Here is a 16,143-nt window from a genome sequence, read left to right on the forward strand (position 1 = left end):
TCTTCAGAGGCTTTCCCTTAAAAGAAAAGGGTATATTGCTAATGTTAAAGGGGAGGGGTGGTAAGTCTGTAATTCATCGGCATTGATGATTCAACACTTACAACATAATTCATGGATTGTTTCTATAAGTAACCACTTCCGCCGTTGCCCCATTTAAGATGTTTATGGCCGTGGTAAGTACCATTATTGTTAGTGAACATCAGTGTATGAATTGTGGAGGTGGTGGTCCTCTTAGTTAATGCCCAGAAGAATCGTATTAATAGCTACTGATTCAGATATAGGCCGGTGAAGTTCAGCTTCAAGCTTTCTCTTAACTTCTAAAAGAGTTTCATAGCCTTCCCTGGTGAATCTCATTGCTCGCTTGCAGTATGGCTTCCTTAGTTGTTGTTGTGGCGTTAGTTTTTGTTGGTTGGTCATTTGTTTATCCTGTGGTAAAAGTGATTGATAGTCATGTTTCCAAAATACATATGGTCAGACATCGGTGTGAAAGGAAGTCCTACCTCTATGGGACGACAGTTTCTCAGAAACTGAGGAGCAGGTTGCTTATCCTAATAATGCAATTTAAATATTTTGATTGGATTTACGACCTTCAGCAATAGTGTCAAAGTGCTGGGGTCCCTAAGGGGCAACTTTAATATTGAGGCTGTTGCTAAATTCCTATTACACGTGCATTTAAGGGAGTTTGTGTTCATTTGAGGTTTACCCTTTGTGAACTGTTCAGAGAGTTTAGATTAATGTTCATTAAGAATTGATTGTCCATGAACATGCGAGTAGCATCACAACCTCTAAGAGTCTATATGAACATTAGAGGTGAACAAATGACTGAACATCAACGCTATGGTTATGCCAGAGTCAGTACTCATGACCAACACACCACCATCCAAGTTGAGGCACTGAAAGCTGCAGGGTGTCATCGGGTCTGGGAAGAGAAAGTATCGGGTACTAGCAGGGTGTCTAGGGCGGAGCTAGAGAGCGTTCTAAGCTATCTTAGAGCTGGTGATACCTTGGTAGTCACTCGTATAGATAGGCTCGCTAGAAGCCTCAAAGACCTGCAGGACATCATCCATGAACTCAAAGGTCGAGGTGTCCATCTGCAAGCTACAGAGCAGCCTATAGATACCTCTACAGCAGCAGGTAAGGCTTTCTTAGATATGCTGGGTGTCTTTGCTGAGTTTGAGACTAACCTACGCAGAGAGCGCCAATTGGACGGCATAGCGATGGCTAAGGCTGCTGGAAAGTACAAGGGCAAGGCTCCATTGAAGCAGGAGCTAAAGGACCTAGTCATCAACCTCTTTAAGTCTGGAGCTAAGCAGGTGGACATCATTAATCAGGTGGGCATTGGTCGAACATCAGTGCATTCAATTTTAAAGGCAGCAGGGCTGAAGTAGATGGTAAAAAGAGTTCTAGATTAGATAGTAAATAGCTTCTACTGTAGAGGCTGTGAATAAGCATATGAGTGGCTTCCAGGCTACAGAACCAAATCCCTCCCCCTGTTCAATAAAGCTGTTACCGTCCACATACGGCCCCACACGGGGTAACGGGCCTGAGTGCGTATAGATATAGTGGCACAGATTTTTGTGCCTAATTATTCCCAGAGAACCTCTAGAAACCAATAGAACCAGATGTATACTGTTTAATAAGAGTTATCGTTAACATAAGGAGTACGTTATGAACATATTTAAAGGAATTAAGAAAGCTCATGAAGACCAAGATATGGAGGCGTTGCTGTCTTTGTACCATGAGGACTGTGAGTTTATTCGCCATAAAAATGGCACTAGTGGAACAAAGGCTGAATTCATGGAGCGGATTTCACGCTTTTGGTTAGCCCCCAGCTTTGACGAACGTATGCAACGCTGTATTTACGAAAATGATGATATTCTTGTGGAACACTCAGTAATGAGATTTCCGGATGGGACACGTGAGTCTTTGATTAGCGTCAAGATGATAGAGAATGGACAGATTATACGCGTTGAAACTGGTGCTACGCCGATGAAGTGATAAAAAGATTGACCTACGAGACTCAGGAGAACCTCGTGGTCAAAGATGAGCCTATGACAAGCATCATCGAAGGTAAACTTCACTAACGAAGCTATCAGTAATCATATTAGGTAACAATACTGCTTACATAGCTTTACGTTACATAGATAGATAGGTATCAATGATGGTCATGATGTATCAACCTAACGCGTCTGTACGCTAGATGTGAGCAGTGAGGTGTCCTATGGCACTAACCATCTGCTGTGCACACTTGTATGCTTAAGGGCTTGTGCTAAACCACCAGCACCAGATGTATACTGTCTAATAAGCACTATCGTTAACGCGAGGAAATGTAGATGCGTATAAGCAAACTATTAGTACCACTAGCTTTCTTAATGCTCTTCAGTAATGGAGTGGCGGCTACTGAAGGTTATCTCAGTGACCATAGCAGTGAGCCTAGCGAACTGTGATGGAGTGGAACGACTCTCCGTCCGCACCATTCGTTTTCTCAAGTAACTGATATGTATACGTTTTCTTAAGTTTAGATAAGCGTAGTAGACGTTTTTCTTAAGTACATCCACCACACCTAAATTATGGTCGTGCAGCTGCTCCATCTGAGCCCATGGCTGAATCTGAGCCCATGGCCCCACCTGAGCCCATGGCCCCACCTGAGCCCATGGCCCCACCTGCTCCCATGGCTCCACCACCTAAATTATAATTTAGATGTTTCTCAAGGTCTTCAGCAAGTACAGAGCCTAACGATTCCCCAAGGCTATCAGCAAAGACAGATCCCAATGCATTTCCAAGGTCGCCTCCTATGCTAGGCAGAACGCTAAGGTCAACTTCTTTTCCTACCTCGTCCAAGGCTGAGTCAAACGATTCTTCAAACTCGTCTGATTGTAGTTGACCTAGTGGGCTTGCGCCTTCGCCGGCTAATTGGTTAACATTTAACGAATTTTCATCTATTGAAGGTGACGTTGGCGAATCGCTGATGTTTACTGCTGGTGAAGACAGAGCGTTGCTAAGAGTGATATTTTCTGTGATAGCTTTCCCAACTATTTCCATACGCTCTACAGGCGTTTTTTTCATCAAATCAACCAGTGGAACTGTAGTTACAATGTTATTGACAACCACATAAAAACTTTTGCCATGTATGCCCGATTTTATTTCCCCTGGCTTGACATTAGCTAGCATATTTTCTTTATTTTGGGGCGACATACCTTCATATACTTTGCCGTCAGAACCTATTACCTCCCCAGTTTTGAAAGTGAGGGCCATTGCTTGCTGGCTTAGAATTAAAACGACAATTAAAAAAAGACTACGGGGTAAAAACTTTTTCATGACGACCTCTGTATTCAGAAATATTAAAATGGTGCAGTTAGCACTAAACATAATTTTTATTTATATTATTCAATTAGCTTAGGTTTTGATTTAAATTAAAGATAAACCTATTTTAAGGTTTGTTGCAAGCTAAATGCCTCTCACAGGCCCTCCGTGGTGTCCTATGGCACTAACCATCTGCTGTGCACACTTGTATGCTTAAGGGCTTGTGCTAAACCACCAGCACCAGATGTATACTGTCTAATAAGGATTATTGTTAACATAAGGAGTACGTTATGAAACTGCATAAAGCAATTAAGAAAGCCAATGACGAAAAAGATATTGAAGCATTAATGCCTTTGTATCATGAGGACTTTGAATTTGTTCGCCACCAATCCGGCACCACCATCAACAAGTCTGAATACAGGGTTCTAATTTCAGGCATGTGGTCTCAGACTAACTTTAAAGAAGTTATGCACCGCTGCATCTATGAAAATAACGATATCTTGGTAGAACACTCGGTGACGAAGTATCAGGATGGGTCACGGGAGTCTTTGATTAGCGTTAAGATGCTAGAAAATGGACAGGTTTTGAGGCAAGAAACTGGTGCTACGCTGATGAAGTGATAAATACCAATACCAGCAGACGTATACTGCCTAATAAGAATTATTGTTAATAAAAGGAGTACGTTATGAACATGTTTAAAGCACTTCAGAAGGCAGAAGCAGAAAAGGATATTGAGGCGTTAATGTCGCTCTATCACGAAGATTTTGAGTTTGTTCGTCACCAAACTGGCACCACGATGAACAAGACTGAGTTAAGGGTGATATTGTTAGGCATGATGACTCACCCAAGCTTTGAAGAACTTATGCAACGCTGCATTTACGAAAATGACGATATTCTTGTGACACACGCGGTGATGAGGTTTCAAGATGGGTCACGTGAGTCTGTGCTTGGTGCTAAGATGATAGAGAATGGACTGATTATACGCTCTGAAACTGGTGCTACGCCGATGAAGTGATAGAAACATCTGTAACCAAATGTGTGCTGGCTAATGGTTCAACACCTCTCGTCATAGTAATAATAGTTTCTAAAACCTCAGACAAGTCATAGAGTTAAGTAGTCCAATAACTACCCTTCTTCTAGGCTCCTAAGAGGCCCTCAGAGGGACTTAACCCTAGGGCATGCCTCGCATTATACTATATTAAAGTCTTCTTATATAGCCTTAGGAGAGCCTCTAGAGGCATCATCTTAGGCATACACATGTACGGCAGTGAGAGTGCCAATCGACTACGTTTTGCCTTGAACTATAGCTAGGTTTACTGCACTAGAAAGGGGCTGAACATACAATTATTATATGGCATTAAGAAATATCAGAAATATTCCTACGGCTAAAATGGTACTGTGAACTCAGGACTATTGTAAAGTCTAATAGAACAGGGGGTAATTATCATGAATTTCTATTGTCGTATCGTCTGCGTACTAATCGCATCATTGATGGCAACACATGCCTTGTCTCAAGACCTATCAGGCTGGTCTGATAAGACTTTGTGCAGGCTAGCCTCTAGCCAACAGGACGACCCTCAGTACCTTCAAGAAGCTACAGAGAGAGGAATCAGTTGTGGAAGTGGGGTTGCCAAAAAACAAAGCTCAAACTCAAAAGCAGGGAATGTTAAAGCCAAGGATATTAACTTCCCCGGCAAATTTTATACAACAGAAATCAAATCGTGTAAGGCAATGGCAGGCAGTCCAACATTTAATGAAGCTCCCTCGTTACTTAGAGTTAAAGGACTAGTTGGCTACGATTGGCACGCTGATTGGAAAGCAAATAGCGTCTCCATTAGCCCTCAGACTGAAAATATTTCAGAGCCAATAAAGGTCTTCATGGCAGCAACACAAAACGCAATTGGCAATGACAACCAAGCAAATATAAAAACGGCTAAAAACTTGTTAATAGATTTGGCTAAAGCAGATACCTTGTATGACAGTATTGGTTACCATGATGTAAAAAAGAAACCTTTGTGTTATGCCAACGGGGACTCTAATTCGCCCTGTTGGTTTCATCAATATTCATTTGCAAGTGATGTTTTTGCGCACTATATGATTACTGCATTGTGGTTAAAAGATGAGCTGAATGAGCAAGAATTTAAAGTGGTAGACCAGTATATGAAAAAAATGTACAAAAAGTTTCTACAGCCAAAAGAATTCCAGAAAGAAGGTCAAGGGTTTTATGGTATGGCTAATGGCGGTCTATCAATATTAATTTACGCCTCTTGGACAAACAATAAAAAACTTGCAGCAAAAGAGATGAACTTTAGATTCAAAGAAATGGACCGGCTGTTTTATGAAGATGGCTACATCAACAATAATTCATTTAGAGGCACTAAGGCACTGTGGTATCACTCAATGGGTTTAAATGTTGCACTTAGCTATGCCTATATTGCAGACCTATGGGGCGCAGAAGTGCCAACAAAACTACAAACAAAATTAGTTAGAGCGTCAAAAGTAACTAACCTGGCAATCACTGATTGGGATACGTTTACAAGTAGAAAGTACAGTGGCACTCAGCATAATAAGATTTCAAGTAAGGATAGTGCAAGACTTCATACAAACAACTTTACATTTGCCCTAGGCCGATTGATGAAGATAGTTACTAATGTAGAACTAGAGCACGACGCTGTATACCTTCAAAAAAGAAAATATCGTATGAAATTTGGCATAGACGAAACGATTGGATTTAACCCAAATTGTACTGATAAAGCTTTAGCAGCAGATAACAGTCCTGAAGAATTAGCAAAAAAAGAAGCCAAGCAAATTGAAGCTACTTCACAACTATCCATCTTTAAAATTGAGGGTGAAACACTCAACTTAGCGTTAGATAAGGCAGATTTTATTGAAGTTAGACCCTTTGTATTAGAACGTTCAGAAGAATACCTTCAGCCCTATCAGTTGCATAAATCCAAGATACAGGGGAGTCTAAGGTTGGGTGGTAATAAAAAAATTAGTTTTAGTACCTTAGTATTTAAACAGGCAGGTGACCAAGAGCAAAGGCTAGTGATTAATGTAGATTCTCGGTCACTGCAGCCTTTTAAACGGCACAGTGATTCTCTTCAAAAGAAATGTGGAAAGGGTCTAATGGAATGGGGCTGGCTAAGTTTTATTAGTGAAACCAACGATATTGAGAATGCTAAGAACCAACAATGTCATTATGATTATTTTAAAGATGCTAATGACAAGCCAGCTTGGGAGTTGTTCCAAACAGTCTTAGGTGGCACAGATTCTATATTAGGCTATCTGCAAACAAATGTTGAAAGGTAAATTGGAGAGTGGCTAATATGAATTTCTATTGTCGTATCGTCTGCGTACTAATCGCATCATTAATGGCTCCACACGCGTTGTCTCAAGATGTATCAGGTTGGTCTGATAAGACTATCTGTCGTCTTGCGAAAGCAACTCCTGACAATGTTGAGTATCAAGCCGAGTTGACCAGTCGAGGGCTAAGTTGTGGTGGAGCAATTAGATCTTTATCTGAAACTGCTAAATCTACTGCCGAAAGTACAGACAAAACACAAATCGAGTGGGTTGATGGGTTGTATGCGAAATCACTAACAAATGAATTCAAGGTCTTCAGCAAAGATTTCAGTAAGTCTGTCGAACCTGGGGGTTCTCAAATTATACCCCTGGGTTGGGGTGATTTTTCAGGAGATGGGTTGCCTGAACTTGTGTACGGCATACAATATTGGGATGTAAAAAAAGGCTCTAATATTAAGCTAATAGTTTTGACAACAACTCCTGGCAAGGGTTTTTCTTTGTTTAAACCAATAATGGACATAGCTCCCTATACTTGCAATCCTAGAAGTTCGGTCATTAAGGATTTTAATGGAGATGGGGTCAACGATATTTTCATTGCTGACACTGGAGTTGATTATGAGCCATTTCCTGGCTGTCAAAACTCATTAATCTTGAGTGCTCCTAACGGTAAATTTATAAATGCCACTTCAAGCTTACCGCAAATACTAGACTTTACTCACGGGGTTACCAGTGGCGATGTTGACTCAGATGGGGATATTGATTTGTTTGTTACGCAAGCCGGGCAGCCCAATGCTCCCCATTATTTCTTAAGAAATAATGGCAAAGGTAGATTTACTAAAGTTCCAGATGGGCAGCTATTAGATAGAGGTTTTTCTTATATATCGTTCCAACCTGGTCCTGGTCATAAAAGAAGAAACTTATACTATACTCCAGGTTTGGAGTTTGTTGATGACGATGACAAGCTTGATTTAATTCTTTTAAGTGGCAAGCTTGAAGGTGCTGACAATAACAGAATAATTTTTGGTTCTAATTCAGGATTCAAAAAAAGTGATGCCCTTGAACTTCAGCCCGGAAGATTTGGTAAGAAAAGTGCTGGATACAATTACCTCGTAACAGATATTGATAATGATGGTGATAACGATATATTGATACTTCATGTAACAAAAAATCCATTGATACATTCGAGCCATCTTGGCATAGAACTTCAGGTTCTTATCCAGGAAAAAAATCGAAAATTCGTCGATAAAAGTAATTTTTATTTTCCAGAAATTGCCTTTGATTATGGAGATTGGAACAAATCATTTAACTTGATAGATATAAATAATGACGATAAAAAAGATATTGTATTGACTTCTAATCATGGAATTGACATGCCACTCATGCAGCAAATAGGGAGTCAAATTAAACAAGCTCCGCCTAAGGTGTTTATTAGACAAGAGGACAGCTCATTTAGACCTCTAAATAATGATTTACTTACTGGTGGAGAAAAGTACACCCTCGCTGGTATTCGCCCAATCGATATAGACAATGATGGAGATATAGAATTTGTTGTCCAGAAAAACTGGGAAAATGGGTTTACTGTACAAGTACTCGAGTTAACGACGAATAAAGAAGAAGCGATGTATTATACAGCCCCAACTGAAATTATAAGCAGCCCGTTATTCGACGGTCGTTATTCTTTTACTGTATTCCGCCACCATGAAGACGAAGGAAGTAAGCGTCTAGGAAATGGTTATATTGAAATTAACAATGGAATAATGACTGTAGCAAAAGATGGTCGTTCTCTAGATACGGGTTCAATAGACCTTTATGATTCATTTAAAGGTCAAATTGATAAGAAAGGTAATATTGTCAGTTCACTTAATATAAATATTATGTTTGGTGAAGAAGGCAGTAATATAGTCAGTTTGAAGGGAAACAAAGATAGTCAATTTGAAGGCGCATGGAATAATGATTGGGAAGTGATTTTCAAGTTGGGGAAAAAAGAGTAAGTTAAAACCACCTATCACCAGCACTTTTATAGACACCTGTAGCACTATCAATAAACTTCTGAATCTCCCCATTGAAAGCCTCAAGCTTCTGTTGAGCAGTCATAGTTTCAGCATCAGTATCCATCTGTTCAGTCCAGTAATTAACAGCCATTGAGAGGGCTTCTAATCGGTCATCATGGACAATAGCTCCCCTGTCTTTAGTCAGCCTAGTCACTGTGTAACATCGGTGTGATACAATCTCATTTCGAGTGTATTACTTGAAACTGATGAATTACTTGGGCATGTTAATGTTCTGGCAGATAGCTAAGACGCTAACTCATTGAATATTAGAACTATCTAGCAAAAGCATAGAATCTTCGCCTTCAAATGGTGAGGTGTCCGAGTGGTCGAAGGAGCACGCCTGGAAAGTGTGTGTACCGCAAGGTACCCAGGGTTCGAATCCCTGTCTCACCGCCACTATTCACTGGCAATGTCCAGATAAGTCTTTGAGATATCTACCGTATTAACTCCAGCCCTATGGAACGGTAGACATTTATGAGGACACAAATCCCCCCTAAGTATCCTGCTTACACTTACTTGAAGGGTAATGTTTATTACTTTTCTTGTGCTATTCCTGCAGACTTAAAAAACTACTACAGTAAACCCCGTGTAATTCAATCTTTACGCACAACTAGTCGTAGACATGCTGTGAATTCGTCTAGGTTGTTATCTGTGCGTTTGGAAGACTATTGGCATGATCTAAGGTTAAGAAACACAGAGCCTCCTTGTGCTCACTTATTGACCAGAGAGCACTTGCAGGGAAGCTCAACAGTTAAAAAAAACACGAATTGCCCCTAAAAATCAAGCTTATACCCTTGTGAAAGATATTGTGAACTGCTATTAATTGTATGCGCAAGATTTTACTACTGTTACACAAGTCTTAGCCATAGAAAAACGGTCTATCCAAATGCTGTTTAAATCGATACACTATTTAGCTGATCTAATCAGATGCAATAAAAAATTAGATGAAGCGCATACAACTTTTACGAAAAAGCATATTAAGAGTCTTCAATGGAATTGACTATCGAGCAAGCATTGCAGCAGGGTGTAGCTGCGCACAAAGAAGGGAACCTTCAAGAAGCTGAACGCCTATACCACACTATATTAGAAGCCCAGCCAGAACATCCTGATGCCAATCATAACTTAGGGGTAATAGCAGTATCTTTTAACAAAGCTGATGTGGCATTGCCGTTATTTAAAACTGCTCTCGGAGTTAACCCAAAGATAGAACAGTTTTGGGTAAGCTATATTGATGCACTTGTTAAAGCAAACCAGTTAAAGGGTGCTGAACAAGCAATTAAAAAAGCTAAAAGGAATGGATTTAATGCTAAAAAACTGAAAGCATTACTTTCACAGTCAAAAGGCAGAACTGACACTAAAGTGCCCTCTCAGGCACAACTCAGCAGTCTAATAGAATACTATCAAAATGGACGATTTAGTGACGCGGAAAATCTTGCGAAATCCCTCACGGAAATATTTCCCAAACATCAATTTGGATGGAAAGTGCTTGGCACTGTGCTCAAACAAACTGGTAGAGTGAGTGAGGCATTAGTTGCCAGTCAAAAATCTGTCCAATTAGTTCCACAGGATGCCGATGCCCACTACAACTTGGGTAACACGCTAAAAGCACTGGGTAGATTGGATGAGGCTGAAGCTAGCTTGAGGCAAGCGATAGCGTTGGAACCTGACTATGCCAAAGCCCACAATAACTTGGGCATCACGCTGCAAGAACTGGGAAGATTAGATGAGGCTGAAACAAGCTATAGGCAAGCAATAGCGGTTAAACCAGACTATGCCAAAGCCCACAGCAACTTGGGTGCCACACTAAAAGAACTGGGTAGATTGGATGAGGCTGAAGCTAGCTTGAGGCAAGCGATAGCGTTGGAACCTGACTTAGCCCATGCCCACAGTAACTTGGGCATCACGCTGGAAGAACTGGGAAGATTAGATGAGGCTGAAACAAGCTATAGGCAAGCAATAGCCTTTAAACCAGACTATGCCGAAGCCCACAGCAACTTGGGTAAAGTTCTTTATATTAGGGGTAATGAAGATTTAGCTCTAAAAAGCATAGTGAAAGCAAATGACATTGAAACACACTCAAAAGACTACGAACTAATGCGGAGTGTTATGGAAGTAAGAAAATTCCGCAAGGAAAATGAAGCCGAAATCGGCGATACGAGTAACAAAAGTGCTTTGACAGGGTTAATTTCAAGTCCACTAATTTTAAATAGAGTGGTAGAGTCAGAGCTTGTTGCCAGCCTTTATGAAATGAATTCTATTCAACTGGATAAAACAAAAAGAGTCGGCTTGCTAGCTGCTGGGAAGACTGATGCTCGCTATGGGAATGGTATGGTTTCACCAGACTTTAACTTATTTAAAGATGCTCGTTCTATCATACAAAAGTTAGCTGAAGATTTAACAAAAATTATGATGGAGGCTTTGAAATCAGACATCTATATATATGACTCTTTCTTTAATATTTTGAGAGCTGGGGGAGGCTCGACTCCTCATATGCATCTAAATAATAAGTTAGACAAAAATATCGGGTTAAATTTAGGTAAACAAAAATACTCTCTTGTATATTATCTTGCTGTAGGAGATCAAAATTGCAGTGAGCCAGGTATTTTAAAGCTTTACGAACCTTCTGAAGATATTCTCCCAGATGAAGGTATGATAACGATCATTCCCGCTAGTAGGTTGCACTCTGCAGTTTATGGTGGGAAAACAGATAGGGTTATGGTTGGTGTTAATTTCTATAGTCTTTGACGTTTTCTTGATAGGTATTCTGTCCTTATACCGTAAACCACAAGTGTGAACCACAATGATCCGCTTGAGAGCCACTGATATAGTTAAACATGCTTGTATTTAGCGGCTTCTGGCTCTTCCATTAGGAATCGGACTCACGGCACTACTCGCCCAAGGCACCAGTTACAAGATCGATCTGATCTGTCATTAAAAACCCTATTACGTCTTATAAGAACTCGTCTTTCTACAAATCACGATGCATTGCCGTGACTAAGGTAAACCGTTTGTTAAGGCTGTCCACTAAAGCTTGAGTGATTGCAACCGATCTGTGTTGACCACCAGAACATCCTATTGCAACCGTCAAAAACGTTTTTCCAGCAGCAGCATATAAGGGTATCTATTTCTCCATCAAAGTTGAGATGCTCTCTACCGTCTCAAGGGCTTTAGGTTGCTCAAGCACATACATGGAGACTGACGCATCTAAGCCTGTTTGAGACCTCAATTCTAATTCATAGTAAGGGTTGGCCAAAACGCACATCAAACATAAAATCGGCATCCAATGGCACACCATTTTTAAACCCAAAACTCATAACAGTGACCATAAGGTAAAGGCTAACATCTCGATGCAAAACCATCTGCCCGATGCGGTTTCGCAATTCATGGGTTTTCATCAGTGAAGTGTCTAATACAATAGTAGATCGAGCCTTAATTTCTGCCAAAAGAACACGTTCGGCAGCTATAGATTCATATAAGCTGTCACCTTCATGGATGGGGTGTCGACGGCGTGTTTCTGAATACCGACGCACTAAGACGTCATCAACGCAATCCAAAAATAGGATACGATGTGCAGCATCTTGATTTTGTAAGTCATCCACAGTGGCTAGAAACTTTGAGAAAAAATCACGCCCACGCACATCTACGGCGACTGCAAGACGTTGTTCAGATGTAGTTGTTATGTCAGTGAGTTGTGTCAAGTTCGGTAACAAAGCTAGCGGCAGATTGTCGATACAAAAAAAGTCGAGATCTTCTAAAACCTTCATTACCTCTGCTCTTCCTGCCCCCGATATGTGTAGTGGTACTGTAGTGGTCAAGTAAAACTGGCCACGGTATAAGACACAATAGTAAATTGGCTCTGATGATAGGAGATGAACAACTGTCTCACCGCCAATATTCACTGGCAATGTTCAGATAAGTTGTTGAAATATCTACCGTAATACACTCCAATCTAATGGAACGGTAGGCACAACTGATGACAAAAGCTCCCCTTAAGCATCTTGCTTACACTAACTTGAGGGATAATATCTATTACTTTACTCGTGTTATCAGATTCTTCGCTCCAATTGACAAGATTTTCTAAGACTTGGCTCAAATTTAACTGCTATGCCTGATGGAAGTGCCTACTTGAGAACGGCCATTATAGTAGGTAATCTAATTATCACTTAAAACCGTAATCTAGCACTCACAAAGGGCTAATTATGCCACGCAGCGACAGCACCTCAGTAATACCTTTACCCACGTTGATCCGCATTTTGGGTTATGCTGGACTGATCCCATTCGTGATTCCAGTTTGGCTGCTGTTAGATCAGCTTTGGTTTGGCCTAGAGCTGCAGGGTGCCGTCCCATTTGGAATCTATGCTCCCTACATATTTATTGCTTACAGTGCCGTTATTTTAAGCTTTATGTCTGGCACATTGTGGGCAAGCTGGCAGATGGTCGACAATAAAAATCTAGCCAAGTTTGCTGTTTTAATAAGTAATTTATTCGCACTTAATGCTTGGTGCGCGTTACTGCTCATATATATTGCACCGATTATGGCAGCATACTCAGTGACCTTTTTAATGTTTGGGTTTATCAGTCTATTATGGGTGGAGCATTTAATTGGTGGGTTGGAAAAATCATATTGGCGAATGCGGTTATCGCTGACTGGCATCGTCATCATCCTGCATCTTGTAATGATCACCCTTATTTTTATGGAGTTGTAAACGTGTCAGAGTTAACTATATTTTATGACGGGGGCTGCCCTCTATGCGCTGCCGAGATAGCTCATCTTGAGCGTCTCGACAGTGGCAAGAAGCTTTTCTTTGAAGATATTTATGCACCTCTTTTTAGAGAGCGCTTCCCTCACATTGACCAGCACAAAGCTGATAAAATTTTACATGGGCAGTGGAATAATGGGGGCATGATCTATGGCTTAGACGTCACCTATCATTCTTGGGCTTTGGTAGGCAAACGCCATTGGGTAGCTATCCTTCGCTGGCCCCTTTTCAAACAGCTAGCGCAGCTAGGGTATCGTTTTTTTGCTAGGTATCGCCACCGAATTTCTGCCCTTGTCACGGGCAAACCTCGTTGTGATAGATGTGAAATCAGTGGCCCTTCAGAATGACTTCACTTGGAACTAACTGTGCTCTAGTATTGGGTGCTAGCGGTGGCTTAGGTTCCGCATTAGTCACTAAGTTTCTAAGTGATTCAGCTATCACCAGTGTGTTTGCAGTGAGTAGCCAAGGGCAACCTTCAGCACCATCAAATCCAATCTCTCCAGGAAATAAGCTTGTTTGGATTAAAACTGAATATGATGAGCAGTCGATGGCAGGCGTAGTTGATCAACTCAAACCATATGCTGGCCACTTTGCTAGAGTGTGCATTTGCCATGGGTTGCTACATTCAAAGACAATATGGCCTGAAAAGCGTCTTGAAGATATTAATGCCGAAGCCTTACATGAGATATTTCAGAGCAATACGGTGGTGCCTGCACTCTGGTTAAAATTGCTGTTTAAGGTGCTCAAAGGTAAAACCCCATGTGTCGTGGCCACTATGAGCGCTAGAGTGGGTAGTATAGGTGACAACAGGATGGGAGGATGGCATTCCTATCGTGCATCTAAGGCAGCATTAAATATGGTGTTGCAAAACATGGCGATTGAATATGCTAGGCGAGCCAAAAACGTTAAATTAATCGCCTTTCATCCAGGCACTACAGATACAGGGCTATCAAAACCATTTCAAGCGTCTGTCCCAAGTGGAAAACTTTTTGCCCCAGCTTTCGTAGCATCACAATTGGCTGAGATACTGGCTAATGCTGAGTTAGATGGTCAGCTGTCATATGTTGATTGGAAAGGGCAGACAATAAGTTGGTAATTGAGGAATCAGTGCTTTAGCTGCTCAATAGTTTGCAAGCTGGAAGTTAGCCCATGTGAAGCCACGCGGGTAAAATAGATGGCAATGCAGTTGCCAAGCAGGCCCTATAGTTATTTCCCAGACTACCAAAAAGGCATAACTTTCTGGGTTGTCTAAAGGCCTGATGTTGGCTAATGATGTCTTTAAAGTCTTTATTATTCAGTAGTTTGGTCTTGCCCATGTTGAGTGTCATACCCAACAGGCAGGGCCAGACACATAAAAACGAGTGAGTAAGTGCTGAACAGCTAACTCTTTACCCACCTTACGCTTGAAACTATTGACTTTATGCGCTAATTGCAATAAATTTGGGCATTGGTAATTTTCCTGTAACCAATCAATCAGGGCGCCCAGTAAAATGAATAATAAAAGAAAATTGTTACCCGTAGTAGTTGCCATGTGGGCGATTCCGTGTGTAGTACTTGCAGGGGGGGACTCGGACGATTCATCGCAGAGTCTTGTCGACTCCTCGGAGACTGCACTCATAGCTGAATCGCCTGTTGTTGAGGCTTTGTCTTTGGGTTCTGGTCTCGCAGTTGAGGCTTTATCTGTGGGTTCTAGTACTGTCGTTGAGGATTCATCCTCGAGTTCTAGCACCGCTAGTCAGTCAACTTCTACCGCTACTGCCACCGCATTAACTGATGGTTTAAATACTAACGACGGTTTTGAAGCTGTTGAAGATGATCCTATTTTAATCGACATTTCTGCACTATTGGATCCAGATCGCATTGGTTTGACAACTTTGCAGTGGGAAGTGGATAAGCTTGACGGACAAGGTTGGATGTCCATCTCTGGTGCTAACTCTCCAGTGTTCATTCCTCGTCAAGAACATGTTGGCAATAGTCTCCGTGCTCTACTTTCTTACACTGACGGTAAAGGTTCGATCGAGCAGTTAGTGTCGCCAGCAACTAGCCCAGTTAAGAATATAAACGATCCCCCATTAGGCCGCTTAGATTTGATCGGTAAGCCTGAAGAAAACCAAGTTTTGCGTGTAGACGTCACTGGTGTTCGTGATGAAGATGGGGCAGGTGTAACATCATTTACATGGGAAGGCTCTTTAGATGGCCTAAGCTGGGCTCCTCTGGGTAGTTCTGATAGTACCTTAGTGCTTACCCAATCAGAGGTAGAGCTTTATGTTCGCTCAGTGGTCAGTTATGTTGATAAATATGGCCACCCAGAGTCGGTGACTAGTGATACAGTGGGGCCAGTACGGAATGTTAATGACAATGTTGTTGGCACACCAACGGTTAGTGGTCCAGCCCTAGAAGGTGAAACTCTAACCCTTAGTATGTCTAACCTTACGGACCCCGATGGTGTTTATTCTGATAGCATTTATTGGGAATCCTCTATTGATAACACATGGCACCACATACCTGGGGCGAACTCACAATATTTGGAGCTTACTCGCTATTTGACAGGGCTTAATATCCGCGCTGTTGTATCTATAGTCGACCGCTATGGTACCGTTGAAAATACAGCTTCAGCTCAAGTGGGCCCAATAGAAGCGATTAATGTTCGGCCTACGGGCGTTTTGACGTTTAAACGTAAGACTAACTAAAGTCTGCTTTCTAGCTGAACTAGCCTGCACTTA

At 41.4% G+C, this 16,143-nt stretch carries 15 protein-coding genes, 1 tRNA gene and 1 pseudogene; 13 read left to right on the forward strand and 4 right to left on the reverse strand.

What is annotated here, in order from left to right; translation table 11 throughout:
- Window positions 1-231: 231 nt before the first annotated feature.
- Window positions 232-417 carry a hypothetical protein gene (locus tag ABXT70_RS03380; protein ID WP_443641770.1) on the reverse strand — a complete coding sequence of 62 codons (186 nt, stop codon included), beginning with the start codon at window positions 415-417 and terminating at the stop codon, window positions 232-234.
- A gap of 380 nt (window positions 418-797) precedes the next feature.
- On the opposite strand from ABXT70_RS03380, the gene ABXT70_RS03385 reads away from it, so the two are divergent.
- Complete coding sequence (locus tag ABXT70_RS03385) at window positions 798-1,388, forward strand: recombinase family protein (protein WP_443641771.1); 591 nt, start codon at window positions 798-800, stop codon at window positions 1,386-1,388.
- A 280-nt stretch (window positions 1,389-1,668) separates the two neighbouring features.
- On the forward strand, window positions 1,669-1,998 hold the full coding sequence (locus ABXT70_RS03390) for a nuclear transport factor 2 family protein (protein WP_443641772.1): 330 nt from the start codon (window positions 1,669-1,671) through the stop codon (window positions 1,996-1,998).
- 570 nt (window positions 1,999-2,568) lie between these two features.
- Here ABXT70_RS03390 and ABXT70_RS03395 read toward each other — a convergent pair.
- The gene (locus ABXT70_RS03395) at window positions 2,569-3,318 is read right to left on the reverse strand and encodes a hypothetical protein (RefSeq protein WP_443641773.1); all 750 of its coding nucleotides are present in this window, start codon (window positions 3,316-3,318) and stop codon (window positions 2,569-2,571) included.
- Between the two features lie 275 nt (window positions 3,319-3,593).
- On the opposite strand from ABXT70_RS03395, the gene ABXT70_RS03400 reads away from it, so the two are divergent.
- From ABXT70_RS03400 to ABXT70_RS03415, 4 genes are all read left to right on the forward strand, one after another.
- Window positions 3,594-3,923 carry a nuclear transport factor 2 family protein gene (locus ABXT70_RS03400; RefSeq protein ID WP_443641774.1) on the forward strand — a complete coding sequence of 110 codons (330 nt, stop codon included), beginning with the start codon at window positions 3,594-3,596 and terminating at the stop codon, window positions 3,921-3,923.
- Between the two features lie 65 nt (window positions 3,924-3,988).
- Complete coding sequence (locus ABXT70_RS03405; protein WP_443641775.1) at window positions 3,989-4,318, forward strand: nuclear transport factor 2 family protein; 330 nt, start codon at window positions 3,989-3,991, stop codon at window positions 4,316-4,318.
- A gap of 431 nt (window positions 4,319-4,749) precedes the next feature.
- Entirely contained in the window at window positions 4,750-6,615 is a 1,866-nt protein-coding gene (locus ABXT70_RS03410) for a hypothetical protein (RefSeq protein ID WP_443641776.1), read from the forward strand.
- Window positions 6,616-6,692: 77 nt separating this feature from the next.
- A complete protein-coding gene (locus tag ABXT70_RS03415; RefSeq protein WP_443641777.1) occupies window positions 6,693-8,600 on the forward strand; it encodes an FG-GAP repeat domain-containing protein in 1,908 nt (635 codons plus the stop codon).
- Between the two features lies 1 nt (window position 8,601).
- Here the strand turns inward: ABXT70_RS03415 and ABXT70_RS03420 are convergent, their stop codons facing one another.
- Window positions 8,602-8,751, reverse strand: coding sequence for a hypothetical protein (locus ABXT70_RS03420; RefSeq protein ID WP_443641778.1), 150 nt, complete (start codon window positions 8,749-8,751; stop codon window positions 8,602-8,604).
- Window positions 8,752-8,968: 217 nt separating this feature from the next.
- On the opposite strand from ABXT70_RS03420, the gene ABXT70_RS03425 reads away from it, so the two are divergent.
- The 3 genes from ABXT70_RS03425 (at window position 8,969) to ABXT70_RS03435 (ending at window position 11,405) form a co-directional block, all read left to right on the forward strand.
- Window positions 8,969-9,056, forward strand: a tRNA-Ser gene (locus ABXT70_RS03425).
- 78 nt (window positions 9,057-9,134) lie between these two features.
- A complete protein-coding gene (locus tag ABXT70_RS03430) occupies window positions 9,135-9,437 on the forward strand; it encodes a DUF6538 domain-containing protein (RefSeq protein ID WP_443641779.1) in 303 nt (100 codons plus the stop codon).
- A 213-nt stretch (window positions 9,438-9,650) separates the two neighbouring features.
- Window positions 9,651-11,405, forward strand: coding sequence for a tetratricopeptide repeat protein (locus ABXT70_RS03435; RefSeq protein WP_443641780.1), 1,755 nt, complete (start codon window positions 9,651-9,653; stop codon window positions 11,403-11,405).
- A 223-nt stretch (window positions 11,406-11,628) separates the two neighbouring features.
- Here the strand turns inward: ABXT70_RS03435 and rapZ are convergent.
- Window positions 11,629-12,559 (reverse strand): annotated as a pseudogene (gene rapZ, locus ABXT70_RS03440) (RNase adapter RapZ).
- 300 nt (window positions 12,560-12,859) lie between these two features.
- On the opposite strand from rapZ, the gene ABXT70_RS03445 reads away from it, so the two are divergent.
- From ABXT70_RS03445 to ABXT70_RS03460, 4 genes are all read left to right on the forward strand, one after another.
- Window positions 12,860-13,366, forward strand: coding sequence for a DUF3429 domain-containing protein (locus ABXT70_RS03445; protein ID WP_443641781.1), 507 nt, complete (start codon window positions 12,860-12,862; stop codon window positions 13,364-13,366).
- 2 nt (window positions 13,367-13,368) lie between these two features.
- The gene (locus ABXT70_RS03450) at window positions 13,369-13,767 is read left to right on the forward strand and encodes a thiol-disulfide oxidoreductase DCC family protein (RefSeq protein WP_443641782.1); all 399 of its coding nucleotides are present in this window, start codon (window positions 13,369-13,371) and stop codon (window positions 13,765-13,767) included.
- Entirely contained in the window at window positions 13,764-14,516 is a 753-nt protein-coding gene (locus tag ABXT70_RS03455) for an SDR family NAD(P)-dependent oxidoreductase (RefSeq protein WP_443641783.1), read from the forward strand. Before ABXT70_RS03450 ends, ABXT70_RS03455 begins: the two co-directional genes overlap by 4 nt.
- 394 nt (window positions 14,517-14,910) lie before the next feature.
- Entirely contained in the window at window positions 14,911-16,110 is a 1,200-nt protein-coding gene (locus ABXT70_RS03460) for a hypothetical protein (RefSeq protein ID WP_443641784.1), read from the forward strand.
- The last annotated feature ends 33 nt before the right edge of the window (window positions 16,111-16,143 follow it).

Source organism: Candidatus Njordibacter sp. Uisw_039 (assembly GCF_047730075.1).
Taxonomy (GTDB): domain Bacteria; phylum Pseudomonadota; class Gammaproteobacteria; order Pseudomonadales; family Balneatricaceae; genus Njordibacter.